The sequence below is a fragment of the Coleofasciculus sp. A1-SPW-01 genome, assembly GCF_040217205.1.
In the GTDB taxonomy this organism is placed as follows: domain Bacteria; phylum Cyanobacteriota; class Cyanobacteriia; order Cyanobacteriales; family Coleofasciculaceae; genus Coleofasciculus; species Coleofasciculus chthonoplastes_A.
On the sequence record NZ_JAVJNP010000023.1, the window covers coordinates 91,607 to 112,775 of the forward strand.

General features: G+C 42.6%; 11 protein-coding genes. 3 read left to right on the forward strand and 8 right to left on the reverse strand.

What is annotated here, in order from left to right:
* Positions 1-774: 774 nt before the first annotated feature.
* Positions 775-1,461, reverse strand: a complete 687-nt coding sequence (locus tag RH949_RS04390; protein ID WP_446352039.1) for a class I SAM-dependent methyltransferase — start codon at positions 1,459-1,461, stop codon at positions 775-777.
* Between the two features lie 409 nt (positions 1,462-1,870).
* Here RH949_RS04390 and RH949_RS04395 point away from each other — a divergent pair, with 409 nt between their 5' ends.
* Together RH949_RS04395 and RH949_RS04400 are read left to right on the forward strand one after the other, a co-directional pair.
* On the forward strand, positions 1,871-5,149 hold the full coding sequence (locus RH949_RS04395; RefSeq protein WP_446352040.1) for a PAS domain-containing sensor histidine kinase: 3,279 nt from the start codon (positions 1,871-1,873) through the stop codon (positions 5,147-5,149).
* A 184-nt stretch (positions 5,150-5,333) separates the two neighbouring features.
* Entirely contained in the window at positions 5,334-6,431 is a 1,098-nt protein-coding gene (locus RH949_RS04400) for a hybrid sensor histidine kinase/response regulator (protein WP_446352041.1), read from the forward strand.
* Between the two features lie 652 nt (positions 6,432-7,083).
* On the opposite strand, the gene RH949_RS04405 is transcribed toward RH949_RS04400, so the two are convergent.
* On the reverse strand, positions 7,084-8,343 hold the full coding sequence (locus RH949_RS04405; protein ID WP_446352042.1) for a DUF3747 domain-containing protein: 1,260 nt from the start codon (positions 8,341-8,343) through the stop codon (positions 7,084-7,086).
* Positions 8,344-8,592: 249 nt separating this feature from the next.
* On the opposite strand from RH949_RS04405, the gene RH949_RS04410 reads away from it, so the two are divergent.
* Positions 8,593-9,363 (forward strand): hypothetical protein, encoded by a 771-nt coding sequence (locus RH949_RS04410; RefSeq protein ID WP_446352043.1) that lies wholly within the window; start codon positions 8,593-8,595, stop codon positions 9,361-9,363.
* A 393-nt stretch (positions 9,364-9,756) separates the two neighbouring features.
* On the opposite strand, the gene RH949_RS04415 is transcribed toward RH949_RS04410, so the two are convergent.
* From RH949_RS04415 to RH949_RS04440, 6 genes are all read right to left on the reverse strand, one after another.
* A complete protein-coding gene (locus tag RH949_RS04415) occupies positions 9,757-10,356 on the reverse strand; it encodes a hypothetical protein (protein ID WP_446352044.1) in 600 nt (199 codons plus the stop codon).
* Between the two features lie 291 nt (positions 10,357-10,647).
* On the reverse strand, positions 10,648-12,000 hold the full coding sequence (locus tag RH949_RS04420; protein WP_446352045.1) for a hybrid sensor histidine kinase/response regulator: 1,353 nt from the start codon (positions 11,998-12,000) through the stop codon (positions 10,648-10,650).
* Between the two features lie 168 nt (positions 12,001-12,168).
* Positions 12,169-15,960: a PAS domain S-box protein gene (locus RH949_RS04425; RefSeq protein ID WP_446352046.1), complete on the reverse strand. Its 3,792-nt coding sequence runs from the start codon at positions 15,958-15,960 to the stop codon at positions 12,169-12,171.
* Between the two features lie 684 nt (positions 15,961-16,644).
* Positions 16,645-18,423 carry a glycosyltransferase family 39 protein gene (locus tag RH949_RS04430; RefSeq protein WP_006100653.1) on the reverse strand — a complete coding sequence of 593 codons (1,779 nt, stop codon included), beginning with the start codon at positions 18,421-18,423 and terminating at the stop codon, positions 16,645-16,647.
* On the reverse strand, positions 18,413-20,155 hold the full coding sequence (locus RH949_RS04435; protein ID WP_446352047.1) for a hypothetical protein: 1,743 nt from the start codon (positions 20,153-20,155) through the stop codon (positions 18,413-18,415). Before RH949_RS04435 ends, RH949_RS04430 begins: the two co-directional genes overlap by 11 nt.
* Before the next feature lie 31 nt (positions 20,156-20,186).
* Positions 20,187-21,143 carry a lysylphosphatidylglycerol synthase transmembrane domain-containing protein gene (locus RH949_RS04440; protein ID WP_044206695.1) on the reverse strand — a complete coding sequence of 319 codons (957 nt, stop codon included), beginning with the start codon at positions 21,141-21,143 and terminating at the stop codon, positions 20,187-20,189.
* Positions 21,144-21,169: the final 26 nt, after the last annotated feature.

Sequence of the window (21,169 nt, forward strand, 5' to 3'; positions counted from 1 at the left end):
ACCGCCATAGCGGTTAGGACACATCATTTATGTAGAGACGCGCCATGGCGCGTCTCTACAATGGTGCTATTGCCTATTGCCTATTGCCTATTCCCTGGCGCGTAGCGCTATAACTGCTCTCGACTCGCCCTGCTCGCCCTGCCAAATGTGATAGTTTCCGATAATTAATTATACGCAATTTAGGGTTACATAGAGAAAATTAACGGTTTATTTTTAGGCAATGGTTTATGTCGATTTTCCTTGCTTTTTCTGATACCTGATGCAGGGCGACCCGATAAAATTTATAGGTCAATTGTGTTCATTTTTGCAGCGGGTCGCCCCTACCATTCAATAAACGCTTACCTGACAAGGGATTGAGCGATTTAAATTTTTCTTGATATGTCCTAACCTTAATGCGTAGTGCTATACATAAGACGAATGACGATTACTCCTCTGGATTAGTAATCAACCGAGTGCCACGATTACGGGTGAAATAACTCCATGCCCATTGCACCATGACGATGATTTTATTATCAAATTCAATTAGGAAAAAGATATGTACAAAAATCCAAGTTAACCACGCCCGACGTTGATCAGGATCAGCTTCTTTTTCTGCGGCTTCAAATGCCGATAAAAGTCCACCAAACCCACCACCTATAATTACTACATGTTTAGGGGATTGATTATCAATTGCGGCATTAACTATTAGTTACCGTTCCTAACTCAGTTGGCAAAATTATAGGTAGTCATTTGTTCGGGGTAAGACGTTGAACCCGTTTTAACGGGTTTAAGCTTTTAGCCAAGAACTTGAGTTCTTGGCTCTCTCTTCAATGCCAAGGTTAATCCATCAGCAATCGGGACTAAACTTAAAATAACCTGTTCATCTTGACTAATGGCTTGGTTAAATGCTCGAATCGCGGCGGTATTTTTATCTTGCATCTGAGAATCAGCAACTCGTCCCCCCCAAAGGACATTATCAATAGCAATTAAACCCCCCGGACGAATTAATTGCAGCGATCGCTCATAGTATGCCAGATAATTTACTTTATCGGCATCGATAAACGCAAAATCAAACGTTTCTGCTTGCCCTGCTGCCAATAATTCATCCAAAGTCTCCAAAGCAGGTGCTAATCGCAAATCTATTTTATCCGAGACTCCGGCGGCATCCCAGTAACGGCGGGCAATGGCGGTATAGTCTTCACTCACATCACAGGCGACAATCTTGCCATCCTTGGGTAAGGCTAAGGCGACAGCTAAAACACTGTAACCTGTAAATACGCCAATTTCTAAGGTTTTCATCGCCCCCATAAGCTGAACCAAGAATGCCATAAACTGCCCTTGTTCCGGGGCGATTTGCATGGCGCTATCTGGATGGGTGGCGGTTTCTTGCCGTAATTTTTGTAGGATATCGGGTTCTCGCAAGGACACCGATAATAAATATTTATACAGTGGAGTATCTAAACCGAGGGTTTTATTAGACATAGGCAATAGGGAACAGGGAATAGGGAGCTGGGTTCGTAGTAGGCACGAAGCGTGCCAGAAGCGCTTTAGCGCTTACTACAAACTCTAAAGTCAGTGACATTCGACTTAAGGGCGTAGCCGCGATCGCAGGATGCAGATATTGATATCTATCCGATCTAACTCTATCCTGTTGACCTTTTAGCACATTTTCCAATACGTGCCAATCTACCTAAGGGTCAAGTCAGGGCGGGTTTAGTTATATTGGGGTGAGATGAACCCCGCCCCTACACCCTAGTGGAGCTAGGCAAAAATACTTGAGCAGCTTCGTAGATACGATGAAGCAGGGGGAGCAGAGGGAGCAGGGGAAGCGGGGGGAGATATTAGCTGTTCAGTTATTTCTGCCTTCTTGCACTAGCCACTTTAGCGAGAAATGGAACCACAAACCTACGCCCAACTTCAACAACGAAACCAATTCTTAGAGAGTATTTATCAAAGTGTTGCTCATCCTATCACGGTAATTGATGTTTTACCCTCTGGTGAATTTCGTTTCGTGGAGATAAATCTGGCATCTGAACGATGGATGGGAAAACGTTTAGAGGAAGTAAAAGACAAATCCCCGGAACAGATTTTTCCGGCGGCTGAAGCAACCGCTATCGTGGATAACTATACCCGATGCGTTCAGGAGAGACGTGCGATTGTCTATGAAACTTATTGTCAATCTCAGGATAGTTGGTGGTTAACCACGCTCACACCTTTGTATAATCAAGAGTCGCGGATTTATCGGCTAATTAGTAGTAGTCTGAATATTACTGAACGCAGAAAAAAAGAAGTTAATCCATCTCACTTCTTCAACAAGATATTGATATCTAACCTGAATCAGCGCACCCTTGATTTACGTCACACGAGTCAAAAACTGGTTCAAGAAATTCAATATTGTCAGCACGTCAACCGTAAACTCAAAGAAAGTGAACAGAATTTGCGCCAAATTGCGGAAACCCTTCGGGAAGTCTTATTTATCCGCACTGTTAATCAGATGATTTATGTTAGTCCAGCTTACGAAAAAATCTGGGGACTCTCTTGTGACTCTCTCTATCAACAGCCAGAATCTTGGCAAGATGCGATTCATCCAGACGATCGCGATCGCGTGATTACCGAATGGCAAACTCATGTCTGGGACAAACCCTTTGAGCAAGAATATCGGATTATCCAACCCAATGGTGAACAGCGTTGGATTTGGGCGCGTACTTTGCCAATTCTCGATGACTTTGGACAAGCTAACCGCACTGTGGGAATTGCTGAAGATATCACCGATCGCAAACAAGTTGAGGAACATTTACGTCAAAGCCAAGCCAAACTTGCTGAAGCAGAAGAACTAGCTCATCTGGGTCATTGGCATTATGATATAACGACTCATAAAATTACTTGGTCAGCCGAAACATTCCGGATTTTTGGTCGAGATCCGGATCACGGTGAACCAACTTATGCACAACTGGTACACCAGATTACTCATCCCGATGACCGCAAATATTTTACTCAAACCGTTGCCCATAGTATCCAACATAAACAACCCTATAAATTAGACTATCGACTGATTCGTCCCAATGGTTCGATTCGCCACATTTTCGCTAAAGGGAAACCGATTTTAAACTCAGACAACCAGATAATTGGTGTATTTGGGACAATTCTAGATATCACAAATCTCAAGCAAACTGAAGCCGCATGGCGCCAGAGTGAAGAAACCTTCCGTCAGTTTGCAGAGAATATTCAAGATGTTTTCTGGATGACAAATGTAGAGAAAACCAAAAATATTTATATTAGTCCGGCTTACGAAACAATTTGGGGTCAACCCTGTGCTTCTTGGTATACTGATTGCCTATCTTGGTTGGATACAATTCACCCCGATGATCGCGATCGCATCCGCAGCGCTATCCACAAAGAGGTATTAGGCGAGTATGATGAAGAATATCGAATAATACGACCCGATGGAGAAATGCGTTGGATTCGCGATCGCGCTTTTCCCATCTACAATGAACAAGGTGAAATGTACCGCATTGCTGGAATTGCTCAGGATATCACCGAGCGTAAACAAACAGAACTTGCCTTACAAAAAAGTGAGCAACGATTCCGGCAAATTTTTGATCATGCTCCCATTGGTATGTCCCTGATCAACTTTCATACCCATCAGTTTATTCAAGTCAATCCGGCTTATTATCAGACACTGGGATATTCGGAGTCAGAAATCATGTCGCTTACCTTTGACGATTTTACCCATCCTGATGATCTAGGGCATGATTTACACTACATGGAACAAATTGATCAGAGGGAAATCGATAGTTTCCGGATGCCGAAACGCTATTTTAAAAAGAATGGTGAGATTGTCTGGGCAAATCTAACCGTTGCGGTGCTGCGCGACTTGATTGGCGAACCTGTATTTTGTGTTGCCATGATCGAAGATATTACTCACCAGCAACAGTTACAAGATGAATTAACCCAAAGTGAACACCGAATCCAAACCTCGCTGGATAATATATTAGATTGCTTTGGGTTGTATAAACCTATTCGCGATGATTCGGGTCAAATTATTGATTTTGTCATTGAGTATGTCAATGATGCTACTAATCAGTATCACTGTTTTACTCAACCCGTACAAAGAGGTCAACGAATCTACTCGATTTTGCCCCCGGCTTATCAAGATGAGTTATTCGATGCCTACTGTCAAGTTTTGGAAACGGGTCAACCCTTGCTTAAAGAATTACTTTTCTATGATGATTTATCCCATCCACAAAATTTGAGACAAGCCTTTGATATTCGTGCTGTTCGTTTCGATGATGGGTTAGCCGTAACCTGGCGCGATATTACCCAACGCCAGCAAGCAGAAGCTCAAATTAAAGCGTCCTTAATTGAAAAAGAAACCTTGCTCAAAGAAATTCACCATCGGGTCAAGAATAATCTGCAAATTATATCCAGCTTGCTGCGTTTACAGGCAAGAAAAATGAAAACACCCGAAATATTAGACCTTTTGCAAGAAAGTCAAAATCGAGTGCAAGCAATGGCACTGATTCACGAAAAACTGTATCAGTCTGAACATTTATCTAAGATTAACTTTGGTACTTATATCAAAAGTCTGGTTTACTCTCTCTCTCGCTGCTATGGAGCAAGGCAAAAAGGAATTACCTTTAATCTGACAATTGCTCCCGTTTCGCTGTCGATTGATACCGCTATTCCTTGTGGATTAATTATTAATGAATTAGTATCCAATTCCTTAAAATATGCCTTTCCCGACTCCCGCAATGGTGAGATTGGCATCACTCTCCAAACGAGAGGAGGAACTAATGAAGGCGAAGGGGAGGATCAGGGAGATAGGGGGAATGTCGCTGACTTAAGCTGGGTTCGTAGTAGGTATTTTAGTGCCATAAGCGCTGAAGCGCTGACTACAAACTCTAAAGTCAGTGCCATTGGAGATGGGGAAGATGGGGAAAACAACTTAACAAACGCCACTTCAGACTCTCTATCCTCTGTTCTCCAAGAACAATTATGCTTGACTATCGGTGATAATGGCATTGGTTTCCCAGAGGACGTGGATTTTAGGCAAACCTCGTCTCTAGGCTTACAGCTTGTGTGTCGGTTGGCTAAGCAACTCAACGGTGAGATAACACTCGATCGCAATCAGGGAACTCTGTTTATAATTATCTTTAACAGGAGTTGCTAGTCCTTCCAGACAACATTGAACTCGCCTGACTTGCTCTAGGCTAGGTATCTTGTCATACATTGGTTATGTTTTGTTATTCATTAAGAGCATTCTATGGAATATAGCCATAACGATATAAAATTGTCTAGGGCGTTCAAGTTTGAGCTAACCGAACCAACTCTCTATTAGCAAGGAAGCCATCATCATGATCTCCAATGCCAAGCTGCTGATTGTAGAAGACGAAGAAATCGTGGCTTTTGATATTGAAACCACACTGCGGACACTAGGGTATGACGTTGTGGGGATAGCGACGACGGGAGAAGAGGCGATCGCCACGGCGACTCAAACTAAACCTGACTTAGTTCTCATGGATATTCGACTCCCCGGAAAACTGGATGGAGTTAAAGCGGCTGAGGAGATTAGTCAACGTCTAAATATTCCCGTCGTTTATCTGACTGCCCATGCAGATAAATCTACCTTAAAGCGAGCTAAAATAACCGCCCCCTTTGGTTATATTCTCAAACCCTTCCAAGAAGACGAACTGCAAACCACGATTGAGATTGCCCTCTCGCGCCATCAATCTGAAGAACGGCTGCGGTTAGCCTTAGCTAAAGAAAAAGAATTAAACCAACTGAAAACTCAGTTTATCGCCATCACCTCCCATGAATTCCGCACCCCCCTCACCACAATTAGTTCCTCAAATGATCTGCTCGAACGCTATTGTCGAGATACCATGGATGCCAAAAAAGAAAAGCATTTGCGGCAAATTAAACTATCTGTGAACCAGATGATCCAGTTGTTAGATGACGTTTTACTGATTGGTAGAGCCGAATCCGGAAAAGTTGAACTTCAACTTATTCCTATCGATTTAGTTAAATTTTGTCATAACTTAGTCGAAGAAATCCAGACCAATGCTGGGGATAAGTACCAAATTATTTTTACGCATCAAGGTGAATTCACCGAGACTTGTCTGGATATTAATCTATTGCGCCCTATCCTCTCTAATTTACTAGCAAATGCGGTAAAATACTCCCCGCAAGGTGGCGTCGTCACGTTTCATTTATTCAGGAACGATACAACGATCACGTTCCAGATTAAAGACAGTGGAATTGGCATTCCTCCAGAGGCACAAAAGTACCTGTTTGAATCCTTCCATCGTGCCAGCAATGTTGGCAAAATTAAAGGAACAGGCTTAGGACTTTCCATCGTCAAGCGCTGCGTGGATATCCATGGCGGTGAAATTAGCGTAGAGAGTGAAGTTAATGTCGGCACAACCTTTACCGTTAAATTACCCTTGACATAGTTTTGATGATTGATGGTTGATGGTTGACCCATACCTTTGATGAAGGTGTCTGTGTAGGGGCGGGTTTCACTATTATCGTTTTTCACTTCACCCAGATGTAACTAAACCCGCCCAGACCGCACAACCTTTACCGTGACATCACCGTTGAAAGTGTTGATGGTTGATAGTTGACCCATACCTTTGATGAAGGTGTCTGTGTAGGGGCGGGTTTCACTATTATCGTTTTTCACCTCACCCAGATGTAACTAAACCCGCCCAGACCGCACAACCTTTACCGTGACATCACCGTTGAAATAGTGTTGATTGTTGCGTTTTGACCAGAAAATTGATAGGTTAATTTTAGGCAATGGTTCATGTCGATTTTCCTGGGTTTTTCTGATACCTGATGCAGGGCGACCCGGTAAATTTTATCGGTCAATTGTGTTCATTTTGCAGCGACTCCCACGCCAGCCCTCACCCACGCCAGCCCTCACCCCCAGCCCCTCTCCCAAGCTTGGGAGAGGGGAGCAAGAGGGGAGCAAGAGAATCCGATTTATCGCACTACGGGCATAGGTTAGGACATTCCCCTATTGCCTATTGCCTATTGCCTATTGCCTTTTTACCCAATTTTATTGTCCTAACCTCAATGCGTATTGCTATAACCAATGACCAATTATTTCACACAATTAAGCATTCGCACCGTCGCCGCCGCCGCATAATTCCGTTGGGCTTGGCTATTCGGAGAAAAAGCACTCCCCCTTTCATTCAATGGAGACGCCACTCGACAATAAGCCGACATTTGAGTAATCAGCGCATCTGCCCAATGACCCTGAATATCGCTAAACTGTAAAGCAGACTGATTGCCTGTCAGCGTCGGTTGTTGACCTTGAAGGGTTAAGGCAAACTCCGCCGCCCGTCGTTCCATTGCCATCAGTTCAGCGCGAGTTACGGGTTGGGTGGGTCGAAATTTGCCATCCGCATAACCACTGATGATATTATTCTCCCGCGCCCATTGAATTTTCGCCGCACTCCATCGGGAGGGATTAACATCAGGATAAGGGGCAAAGGTAACTTGATTAGGCAGTTCTAGATTGGCGTTGGGAAGTTGATTCAGGGCTTCAAAAATAATCGAAACCAATTGTTCACGAGTTAAAGCCGCTTGGGGTCTGAATGTGTTATCTTCTCTGAATCCAGCAATAAATCCCATTGCCACGGCTTGCTGAATTTCATTGGCATAAATGTCATTGGCAACATCGGGAAAGGTTACTGTTGGATTGCCAGTTCCTGAACCTGTGCCTGGGTTAGCACCTGGATTAGACCCCGTACCGGAACCTGTGCCTGGGTTAGAACCTGTACCAGAACCGCCACCTGTACCAATACTGCTTAAAGGTTGACTATTTGCCAGATAAATATGACCCAATGGTCTACCTTGATAGGAACGTCGGGCAAAGTCCCAACCGGGTTCTAAGACTATCTTGACAAACCCATTGGCTAATCCTTGGGTTCTACCCACTATAACCTCTGGGGCGCTGCGATCGCGGCTATTGGTTCCTATCAGTACCAATTCACCATTGCGTTCAACGATTCTGAGTAAATAATCTAAGCCCAAATCTTCACCCGCCATGCGGATGGAATACCCATTACTATCGGTGCTACGTCCGCAAATCCCACTAAAGTCAAAGTTCAATAATAAGGGATCTACGGTAACCGGATTACTGCCACTTTCACTCCAACACTGCCGCGCATTGCTTTTTTGTTCAATAATCAGCAGTTGATGGGAACTCTCGCCAAAAGGTGCAGCCACGGCAATAAATTTATTTTGATCAACCGGAATTTGCTCAAATGTCGCCGCCACTGATTTATTCGCGATTAGGCTAGATAGGGCGATTGTGGCTAGGGTGGCTACTTGTGTAAAAAATGCACGCTTTCTCATCTTGTCCGCTTCAATCCTTTAATTGTGTAGTTCTTCAACAACTTTCCTCTGTACAAAGTCTGTGATCACTCTCGTGTATAAAAGTTTCCCAGATTCCTCGGTACTTAGCGTGTATTTAATATCTCGTAACAATCAACCGGATCAGGTGTACCCCTGTGAAACAAAAGAAAGTATCACAAGCTGAACCCCTGTCCCTGGAACCCTTACCCATGATCGGGGAAAACGTTTCACACTTACAGGTCACAGGATATGTTATTTAACTTTATCGGATGGAGTGGCGCATTGGGAATCGTAACCCTGCTGATATTTGGCATCCTGCAATGGTTGCATATCAGCGCTGGACATTTTCTGGATTGGGTGATTGGAGTTGCCAGCTTTTGGTGGCTGTTGGTGGTTGTGACAGTTCCCTGGAATGTCCACTTTGAAGCCAAGTCGGTTTTGGCAGATGCGGCGCAATCGGCGGAAAAGGGAATAGAGATTGACGCCAAACAGGTTAATTATGCTCAAGTTGTGGCAACGCGATCGCTCTGGGTGGCGATAGCTTTACATATTCTATCTGCGATTGGGCTTTACACGCTAGCGGCTACGGGAATTAGTGCAGTGGGTTACATTAGTTCGGGTGCAGCATTGTTGTTAACCGCCTTACGCCCAGCCATCCGACTCTATGAATATTTAGCCGCCCGTTTAGCGATGATTCGCCGGGAGTTTAAGTATCCGCGTGAGGATGTGTACCAATTGCGCGATCGCGTCTCAAATTTAGAACAGGATATCAGACAGATCCAACCCCAACTCGATCCCGAAAATCAGCAGTCCTGGGTAGCGATACAAAACCGTAACTGGGAAGAAAGCCGCAAAGATATCGCCCGACTCCGCGCTTCTTTTGATCAACTCGAAGCCCAGAATGAAGCGGAACACAGGCGTTTAGCCCGGGAAGCCCAACAAGCGATCGCCCAATTAACTACAGATAGTCAATTCCTGGATCACGTTCGCGAAATTATCCGCTTTTTCAAGACAGCATAATTGGGAGCATCCCAATTTGGCACGTTGGCTCTTTAAATGGGGCTGAAACCCTTGCAATTGCGTTACTTTAGGTAATGCTTTGTCCAAAACGGGATGCTCCCGCATAATTCGTCATTCGTCATTCGTTATTTGGTTCAAATCGAAACAAAAAGAGGGCGGGTTTTGTTGATCAGTTGTGGGTACGCCCGTTCAGTAAACGGCTAAACCCGCCCCTACAATTAACCGTCTCTAACCATCCAAATTAGAAATCCGAGAATCTGATCAACTGGGGGTAACGGATAATCAGTTAGCGCGATCGTTACCGTTTGTCCCTCCAGAAACAAAAAGAGGGCGGGTTTTGTTGATCAGTTATGGGTACACCCGTCAATTAAACGGCTAAACCCGCCCCTACAATTAACCGTCTCTAACCATCCAAATTAGAAATCCGAGAATCTGATCAACTGGGGGTAACGGATAATCAGTTAGCGCAATTGTTACCGTTTGTCCCTCCAGCTTCAGAAACCGCCACTGTGTACCACTGGTTACACAGCCATACACCGTCGTAATCGAACGTTCCGCCGCCGCATTAAATCGCTGCGCCGCCACCATTTCCGCCACACATTGACCTAATCCCGTGCGAATATCTGCCTTCTTTGCTTCCGTTAATAGAACCACTGGGGCTTGAATAAATAGTTGCTCAACCGAACGAGACAAAATAAAATCACAGATCCCATTTAAACCGACCGAGGGATCGACATCAAATTCTTCTCCTGAAAACAAGCTAACTTGAGAAGATAAAAGGCGTTTGACTTCCCAGAGAATTGGGTAAATAATACCCTCAGACCGTGCCTTTTCACTCCCTGTGGCGGTTAAAGGTAGACTCGTTTCTAGGAATTCCGTTAATATGGGTGACGGTGTAACCGGAGCAATTTCTGGCAGAAATTGCGGAACCTCAACCAAGACGAGATTAAAGTCTGCTACGGCTTGAGCAAGGGTAAACTGGCTGTAGGACATAGGTTATCCATTTGTAATATAACGTTCGATTGAATACTTACACTTTGCTAATTATCAAAAAAATCTCCGTACAAATTAATAATATCATGTCCGGTTGAATACCCATAATTATGGTGAGGAGGTGAGGGATAGATCTGACTTTTAACGCTATTTAGAAAAAAAGATGCTTCCCTTTTATTGCACGGAAGGGGGCAGAATTCAAAGCCTCTCTCCTTGCAGGAGAGAGGTTTGGAGAGAGGTTTTCCAGATTTCAAGGCGGTGTAACAAGGTGAAAGTTAATGGAATTTATTTCTACTCTTCATTCAAATCTAGCGGGATATCAATTACAAATTCTGTTCCTTTTCCCAGTTGACTATTTATCTGTAACTGACCTTTATGCTTTTCGACAATAATCTGATAACTAATCGCCAAACCTAAACCTGTTCCTGACCCCACAGGCTTTGTCGTAAAAAAGGGATCAAAGATTTGGCGTTTGACCTCATCATTCATCCCTGAACCATTATCGGCAATTTTAATAACCACATTGGCATTGTCTTTAATTTCCGTACAAATCCAAATCGTTGGTGTTGGCGGATTCGATTCAAACCCATTGTTACCTGTTCTCCATTTCTCTTTCTCCTGATCAATGGCTTCAATGGCATTAGTGATAATAGACGTAAATACTTGGTTAAGCTGACTACCATAACAGGCAATTTTAGGCAGATCACTATACTCTTTAATCACTCGAATAGCTGGTCGGTCTGACTGAGATTTAAGACAGTGCTGTAACAAAAACAGTGTATTATCAATTCCTTGATGAATATCCGTTAACTTAAATTCTGATTCATCCAAATGGGAAAAACTCCGCAACAACAGAATAATCTGACAGATTCGTTCCGCCCCCACTTGCATTGAGTTAAGAATTTTGGGTAAATCTAACTGTAAAAAATTCAGATCAATGGCTTCCGTTTCTGCAACAATTTCGGGGCTGGGATTATTGTAGGTGCGTTGATAAGAATGAAGCAAGTGTAAGAGTTCTTCTAGATAAGTTTTTGTAATCGAAGCATTACTGTAGATAAAATTCAACGGATTATTAATCTCGTGGGCGATTCCGGCAACCATTCGACCCAAACTTGACATTTTTTCGGATTGAATGAGTTGAAGTTGGGTTTGTTGTAATTTTTTTAATGCCTGCTCAAGTTCTAAGGATCTTTGCCGTTCTTTATCTTGTGAATCCAATAGTTTTTTATTTTGGTTAATGAGTCGCTTTTGTAGATTTCTCAAGGCAAGATGGGTTTGGACGCGACACAATACTTCTTCCGGTTGCAGGGGTTTGGTAATATAATCAACCGCACCAATTTTAAAGCCTTGGACTTTATCGACGGTATCAGACAGGGCGGTCATAAAAATTACGGGAATATCTTGAGTCGATGGATCAGATTTGAGGTGTTTACAGGTTGTAAATCCATCCAATCCCGGCATCATTACATCTAATAAAATCAGATCCGGCTGGGCATATTGCACTTGTTCAATCGCACTTTCTCCATCTAAGGCGACTAAGACTTTGAATTCAGATTGAGTTAAATATTCAAAGAGAAACCCTAAATTGGTGGGGTTATCATCGACAATCAGCAGTTTACTTTTCTCCGGAACTTGAAGGGTCATAATAAATGATAACTGATGAAACAAGCAACCAACCAAGACATATAGTGATTAATAGGGTAATGGTTTAGCTAGAACGATGTAATCAAGAATTCCCGGAATACCCCTGACGGCTAAATAATGGATTGCCTTAGAGGAAAAGGAATACAATGAACCATGAACCATAAACAATTAACCATCAACAAGATGATCTTGAATCAGTTCCCGCAGTTGTTTCAATCGAAACCCTCTCGCTAACTGACAAATTTGGCTGGTTAAGGGTTCAAATTGCGAATTTTGTTGGGCTAGAGATTCAGCGCGTTCGATAATGCCTTGGATATCCCCCATTTTAACTAAATCAGCTAATGCTGTAATTTCTGATGCGGGTAGGGAAATAATCGGCGTCTGCGTCAGATTAGCCGCCTTCGTTGGGGAGAGAGATTGGGGTAGGGAATAAATCCATTCTAGGTTTAAATGGAGTGCGATCGCGTCGAGAAGTTGCTGGCTTTCCACAGGCTTGGCGAGAAAACCCCGACACCCGGCGGCGAGACTCTCCTGCTGAATCTGGGGGTAGACACTTGCCGAAAGCGCGATCGCGACGATATCTTTATCCTGAAGTTGGGGTAATGCTAGCATTCGGCGTGTGGTTTCCAATCCATCCATTTCTGGCATCACTAAGTCGATTAAAATTAGATCAGGATAAGATTCGACAACCTTCTGCAAACAGTCTAGACCATCAACCGCCTCTATTATTTCAAACCCTAAAGGCTTTAGCATCGCCCGCAATAGAGTACGATTCACTCTATTATCATCCACAATCATTAATTTCCGTTTGTCCCCTTTGAAGCCTGTAATCCGGCGTTTGGTAGAAGGATTCGGTTCGTGCCATCCTGAGACTAAGGGTAAATTAATATCAAACCAGAATGTACTCCCTTTACCGGGAATACTCTTAACTTTAATTTCACTCCCCATCAGTTGAATTAATTTCTGGCTAATCGCCAATCCCAATCCCGTTCCTTCAGTCGCATGGCTATGATCACTGACTTGATGGAAGGGTAAAAAGATTTTGGTTAATTGACTCAAATCAATCCCCACACCTGTATCTTTAATTTGAAAACGAATTGTTTTACAGTGTTGATCCTTCGCCACCCGCGAGTAAACCGGGTTTGTCGGGGTGGGTTTAGGGACTTGATTTTGACTATTGCTGGTAAGGTTTGTACAAAACCCGCTCTGACTAAGTTTTGATTCAACGGCAGAATTTCTACAAGCCGATTTTACATCGGTTCGATTAACAACACTCACCGTAAATGTTACCTCACCCCGATCCGTAAACTTAATCGCATTACTAAGTAAATTACACAGAACCTGTCGCAGTCGTTTGTTATCCGCTATCACCCCATTCGGAAGGGGCGAAAGCACTTGATAGGTAAAGATAATATCTTTTTGTTGGGCACGTAACTGAAACAAATCAGCCAGACTATGGAGAAAGTTCGGCAAGTGAAACTCTGTGGGATAGAGTTCCATCTTTTGCGCTTCAATCTTAGCTAAGTCGAGAATGTCATTAATTAACGTAAGCAGGTGTTCACCACATTGGTGAATAATGTTCAAATTATGGTGCTGTGGATTGGTTAACGTTGTGTCTTGTTTGAGCAGTTGAGTATACCCTAAAATACCATTCAATGGCGTGCGGAGTTCATGACTCATATTGGTCAAGAATTCGCTTTTGGCACGGTTGGCAATTTCGCTGCGTTTGGCTTCTCGAACTGCCACTTCTTTCGCTTGCTGGAGGGCTTCTTCGGCTTGCTTGCGTTCGGTAATATCTAAATAGGCAACAACGACACCCGAATCCCGTAACGGAATCGGTGAAGCTGTCGCACTAATCCACGTAATTTTTCCATCTGGCTTAACGATTCCAGCTTCATGGTTTTTGATCACTTGGTTTTGAATTAATGCTTTGACATTGGCAAATTCTGATCGGGGCATTACTGTGCCATCGGGTCGGATCACGTTCAATTGTGGCGTCACATATTTAGCATTAATTCGGTCAGAAACCGATAAGCCTAAAATTTTCTCGCTCGCCGCATTCGCTTCAATCAGATTCCCCTGTTTATCGGTGATTGAAATCCCAATCGGTAAGATTTGAAACAGGGTTTTATATTTTTGTTGGCTTTCCCGTAATGCCTTTTCCATGCGCTTGCGATCGCTAACGTCAATGTAGGCAATGGCAACGCCATAATCAGCGAGAGGAATGGGGGCGGCGGTGACGCTAATCCAAGTGATTTTATCCTTGGCTTTAAGGATTCCCATTTCCATATTTTCAATGACTCTATTTTCGGTTAAAGCGCGAACACTAGCAAATTCAGAGGCTGGCATGGGAGTACCATCGAGTCGAATAATAGACCAATTGGGAGCATCATAAGTGCGACTGGTTTGTTCTTGACGGGATAGTCCTAAAATTTCCTCACTGGCTTGATTGGCTTCAATAATATTTCCCCCTTTATCAGTAATGGAAATACCCATCGGAAAGATTTTAAACAGGGTTTTGTATTTCTGTTGACTTTCTCTTAATTCTTCTTCCATTTGTTTGCGATCATTGATATCCTCACAAACCACGGCAATATATCGGGGTGAACTCTGTTCATCTTTAATCATCGATACCGTGATCCGCCCCCAAACACAAGCACCATCTTGGCGCAGATAGCGTTTATCAATGGTGTAGTTTGTGCGTTTTCCGCACAGGATTGAATCAAATAAGTCGGTATCCAGAGATAAGTCTTCCGGGTGAGTCAACCCAGAAAAATGCATCCCGACGATTTCATCCGGGGAGTAGCCTAAGAACCGACAATTGGCTTCATTTGCGGTCAGAATATACCCGTCGAGATCCAGCAGGGCAATTCCCACCGAGACATTCTCAAAAATAGAACGGAATTGTTCTTCACTCTCTCGTAACGTTTTTTCAGCCTGTTGGCGATCGCGAATTTCTCGTTTGAGTTCTTCATTGGCTTGCTGTAAGGCTTCGGTGCGTTCTTTCACCCGTTGTTCTAATTCAGCATTCAAGCTTAATATTTTGGCTTCGGCTAATTTTATTGTGGTAATATCGGTAGCGACACCTAAAATTTGTTGAGGTTTGCCATCGGGAGTTTTGGCAAACACTGTATCTCGGCTATAAAGCCAGCACCATTCCCCATTCGCCCGACGCATTCGGTATTCAGTTTCGATAATTTCGCGATCGGAAGCTGTCGCCAAGCGTTCAATTTGTGCCGATAATTTGGCTAAATCATCTGGGTGCATGAGTTGAGATAACAGGGTTTCTCCCATGGCTTGTACCGCTTCCGGCGAATATCCCAAAATCTCGGTGATGGTGCGATTACTATAGATATTCCGTTGTTCAATGATGTCGTAGATATAAACAATGGCGGAAATAGATTGACTGATTTGTTCAACAAAATTCTGGGATTGCTGCAATGCCTTTTCCGCTTGCTGATATTCAGTTACATCTCGCAACACTAATAGATGATGATCCGGCAACATATTGGCAGTACCTTCTAACTCTACGTCTCGTTGAGTGCCATCGGCACGCCACAGACAAAAGTTATAAGTGATTCGTCTTTGGGCAAGAAAGTGACACCAATCATGAAGACTAATTGGAGTAGTTTCCAATATCGTGCGATGCAGCAGTTGATCCTCAGACAATTTAAATAATTCACCCGCCGCCCGATTGACTCTGAGGAATTTTCCCTGGCTATCAGCAACAACCATAGCATCCAAGGAGTCATTGAAGATTGCCAGAAACGCACAAGCCTCAGAATTCCCCTTTTGTTCCTGAAACGGGCATGATACCGGGTTGGCGGGTTGGCTTTGACTAGGATTGCTAGCAGAGTAAGGGATAACCATACTGTATTCTTGATTCTTGCGATCGCGTGCGTGAGGTTTGCCCAAACCCGTTATTCCGCCATTGATGCGACAGATCCTGGGTTGGGGCATACTCCTATCTACAGTGCGATCGTCACAGAATCCCTATTTTGACGCCCCAGTTTGACACGGTGACGCCTGATCCGCCTGATTGCCTACCACAAAAATAAATTGAATAGCTTTTATTTAATACTCTTTTAATACTCTTGTCCGATTCACCACAGTCAGGAAACTCTAAACTTTTGAAACAGATTTTTATCCTCAGAATTTCCTCAGATTTCGGTTTTAGTCTAGAGATAAAGCAGAGTTGTCGTAGATTGTATCACACTCTACAGTCTCGTCAAACCACGCCAATAACGGTATCGTACCGGAATTGAATTAAACTCTACTGCAAATAGGAAGGAAAGAGATGTTTAGTCATACTTGTCTTTGTTGCTCACACACCTTACTCAGGCACATTCGCTCTCACCAAGTCTACTGGTTCTGCCCCCATTGTTACCAAGCCATGCCTGAATCCCTTGAACCCTACTCACGGCTGAATGCATCCCAACTTTTCGAGCTTTCTGTTGTAAAATCTTATAAAGTTGGCAGTAGCCCCCGAGAAAAAGTCAGCTCAGTGCCTCAAGCTTATCATGTCGCCTAGTACAAAAACAACTTAATTGATACCTTTTATACAACGATTAAAATACAAAAATGACATCGAGTATTTGGTCAACAGGAACCTTCATACTGTTCAACAGTGTCATTAAATCAAATTTAAAGAATTCTTGGTTGAACTAGCCAAAGGTCTCCAATTTGGTGAGTGAGTTCAATGTTCATCATTGGTTTTACTTTGATATCTGAGAACCATTGTTCCATCGGCTTAAACACAAAAACAGGTTGAAACCCGGCAGGAATGTTTGGAAGACTAGAAGGTTCTATGACCATAACGCTTACCTTGTCATCAAGTAGATAGCTTAACGAGATCAAGCGACCAATTTTTTCCCGATCACTAATGATCAGTGGGGACGGTGCTTGGTTGATCACCTTAGCAACCTGAGGATAATCATAGCTGCTGTATTTATTCCACCAAGTTTCGGATTGAGAACTAACTCCACAGGATAAAATGCCTCCCAAAATTAAAGCAATGAGTAATAATTGCCATAATTTTCGGGACTGAATCTTTAAATCAAATAGTTTCATCCTGAGTAAATACGCTACAGCGATTTGAATTCCTAAATAACTGGGAATTAAATATCGACCGGTAACCGAGCGCTGTCCTCCAGAAATTAAATCGGGTAGAACTAGAGCCATGGCTGGAATAACGATTAAGGTTAGGATAAATAGCCAAGTCTGGGGCGGTTGAGTCGTGACTAGCGTAATGACAGCATAAATCTCTATAACAACAATGGCGAAAATGACATAAGTAAAAGGATTGTCAACAGACAGGTAAATGCCACTTTCCGCTGAACCAATACTAAATATCGGGCTAACATAACCCACTTGAATGTCAAAAAAGATAGAACTTAAGTTAATTAACCATCTTTGAGTAATTTCAGTAATAGATAGGGTTCTCACTAACCAGCCAGCCATGCCTGCTGACTTGTTAAATAGGACTAAAATCCAGGGAAAAAACCCAACAATTCCAATCAATGTTGCCCAACTATAAATCAGCAGTTTACCTATGGGTTTGTAAAAAAAAATATCAGGAACTAACTCCCGTTCAACTTCTAGGTATTTTCCTGCCTGAATTTGCAAAATTTGACAGATTAAAACATATAATCCATGAGATAAAATAACAAACAGAAAAAGCAAATGTGAATATAAACCCAGGGATATACTTGCCGCATAAATTACCCATTTAACACCGATGTATTTAGGGTTTATCGTATGTATTAAATTGGATTTTTTTGATTTCGATAAATCTTTATTTGTACTAGGGTATACAGTATATATCAGCCTTAAGTTAATGCCATTGACTTGAGGCTGATCATTCCGCATTGCCCATAATAAGGCAGCACTTGATAACAAAATTGTTACCGTCCATAGGCTGTATTGACGGGCTTCCTGAGCATACAACAGATGAAATGGAGAGATTGCCATTAATCCTATCGCTATTCCACCTACCCATGGAGAGGGAAACAATTCCCGACAAAGCCAATAGAGACAAGGAAATGTTAGTAAACTAATCACTGCAGGTAAACTTCTCATGGCTATGACCGAACTACCGAACCACTGCATCCAAAATCGTGCCATTAGGTAGTAAAGGGGCGAATGTTCAGCATTTCCTGTCAAGGCTTGAATCGTATCTCTTATATCTCGTTGGGGATGAGGATGTTGAAAGGCTTGTAAATCCTTAACACCGATAACCTCTCCCGTGGGAACAAGCTCCATGATTTCTGAACTTGTATAAGCAGAGACGCGAATCGACGTATTAACCTCATCAATCCAATAGACTTTCTTATCGAGATGAGCAAATCGGAAAACTAGACCAATAATCAGCAAACTCACAATTAAATATCTCAGTCCAGTTGAAAAGGATTTTTTATCGACCATGACGTTTTTCTAAAATACACTCTGCCTCTAAGACAACGACTTCTTCGGTTTGGAAAACTGTACAGCGTTCCATCAGGGTTTCCACAACAGGTATTTTCCCCTGCTGCAAAGTTGTCAACGCTTCAGTGGCAACAGGTTGATACTGCTGCAGCCAGCTATTACTGGCTAAATAATTGGGGGTAAATGCGGAACGGTCAAGTAACCAAAAATCTACACCATACTTTTGAATAAATGCCTGTACATCTGCCTCATCGGTACTATATTGAGCCATGAGCAAATCAACCACTCGTTGGCGAATCTGTTGATAATAACCCACTAACAACGGAATAGCATATTCCTTGCTAACTAAAACAGAACGCTGGGAAAAAGTGGGCAAAAAATTGGTTTCTCCGGAAACCGAAGCAATGAGACTATCTTTCGGTTGTTGGGCAAAAAAATCATAGAGTCTGGGAACTTTACCCACTTTGTAGGCGACGTCAGGAAATTCATCTTCTAGGGTAGGATAGAGTATAATAAACGCGCTAATGAGTACAGTAAACCCTATTGCTACTCCTTGTTTCTGCCATGGGCGAGAGCGTGAAGGTGAAGGCTTAGGTCTAGTAGAAAAAATTCCATCGAGTACAACCGTTAAGGCAATTCCAGCAGCAATTGCCATGACAATTCGCCATCCATGTTCTGTATAGCGACTAGGAAGATAAAGCTTAAATAACAAAGCGTGAGCCAGAAAAAAGAAACCAAAGGACACGAATAAAAGCTGACCCAAAAGCTTAATTTTGTGACTGACTTGTTTCGCTAACGGAAACCGAGACGGAAATTGCAAGACAATGGGAAGTAGCACTCCCAGGAAAATTTGGGGCGGTGGAAAACCCAGTTGACACCACTCACGGGGAAACATCCCGGTACGTCCACCACAGAACCAATAATCTGAGAAATGATCCGTGAAAAACTTCGTGCGTCCACCGGGCCAAAATTCTGGCATTGCTCTAGCTTCAGCCGCCGTAACCACGGGACCAAATTCAGACGAGTTCAAGACATAAGGCAAAATCATGAATAAAGCCAATCCTATCCCAGCACCGTAGAATAGGTAATCCTGTCGCTGAGACGAAAAACGTAGTCGTCCATTGTCCCAGGAACAGAGTTGTAGGAAGAGCAGCCCGATACAAATGAGCAAATACTGAGGATAAAATACACCGAGCAGTGCTAAAACAATTAAAGCAGGAATAAAAGAGCGCTTCAATAGATAATACAGAAATGCTAAGAAAATTGGATATAAAAAAGCCCTTGGCGTTCCCGATGATAAATCATCCTTAAACCAAAGATTTTGATTGAGGAGTAATGTACCGATAAATCCAGCTAGAGGAACGGGTAAAAGTTGAAAACAGATGCCAAAGCCGTAGATAGTGGAAATCATTCCCAAAATAATCGGTAATACTTTACTTAATAAAATTGGATCAATACCAATCGTGGCAAAAAACTTGTAGAATAGAGTATAGCCCCAAGGTGCAATTGATTGAAAATAATCGGCAATTAGGTCATTAGAGAGTAACTCTGGATCTAAAAATCGGCGCATCCAAAATACATGATGTCGGGCATCGTCTTGGACAACATACTCACTCGCAAACGCTTGCTGGAGTCCTAAGATACCGTAAATCGCTGCCCAGGTTAGGCTTAAAGCTAGCCAAAAAATAATCTGAGATTTTTTGGGAGTGTGGGAAATAAACAAATTGTCCATTAGTGTGTTTAGTTTAAAAGTTAACTAGAAATTAGAGTTCTTTTTGATAATGGGGTTTTTGTTGAATAAATGATAAAGAACGTCCGAGGAACGGTAACCCCATAATGGCAGGTAACAAGTAGCGTGATGTACACAGTAAACCTAATGCTGCACCTGTCGGGGTATTAAAAAATGGCTGATAAAGCATAATAAATGCGGCATCGCGAGTTCCAATGCCCGCAAATGTGAATGGCAGTAATCCGGCTAAGATAGCAAGGGGAGTGAGTGCGAGGCTGATCAAAAAAGGTGTCCAAGCATTGAGGGCAATAATCAACAACCAAATTTGCAAAAAATTTAGAAATGAAATAATTAAGGATGTTAGTATAATTTTGCCAAAGATAATTTTATTGTGCCAAATGTAATGATTGAGAGTTCGCCAAGATTTAATCAGATTTTTTGATTTTTGATGTAGACGCGGATAATTTATTTTTAAGGTTCGATCAATTGTGGGCATTAATTCAGCAGAAAACAGGATAACGAATCCCCCCAATATTGCCAAAAATATAAAGATAGAGACTCCTTCTAAAACCTGGCTTTTAGTATCATAAAAAAATAGACCAAATCCACAGCATATTAATACTGACAACATATCACATAATTTTTCAAAAATGATTAAACAGAGAGATAAACAACCATCTATATGTCCTTGTTCTTTGATAAAATAAGCTTTAGCAACATCACCCATTTTTGAGGGTAAAACCATATTTAAAGAGTTGGCGATTAAAATTAACTGATAAACTTGCCCAAACTTCATCTGATAGGGCATTGGTATCAATTGTTGCAAACGCCAAGCATTCAGAATCGTGATCGGTGCGATTAGGCTCATACTCAGTGTTAGCCAGAGCCAATCGCAGTTTTGTAGAACAGTCATAAGCTGAGAGACGTCCGTTTTCCAATAAAGGATTCCTAAAATAATTAGACTGACCGCAAAAGAAATAATTTTTTTCATTAAATATTCGGGATTTAAAGGGTTAT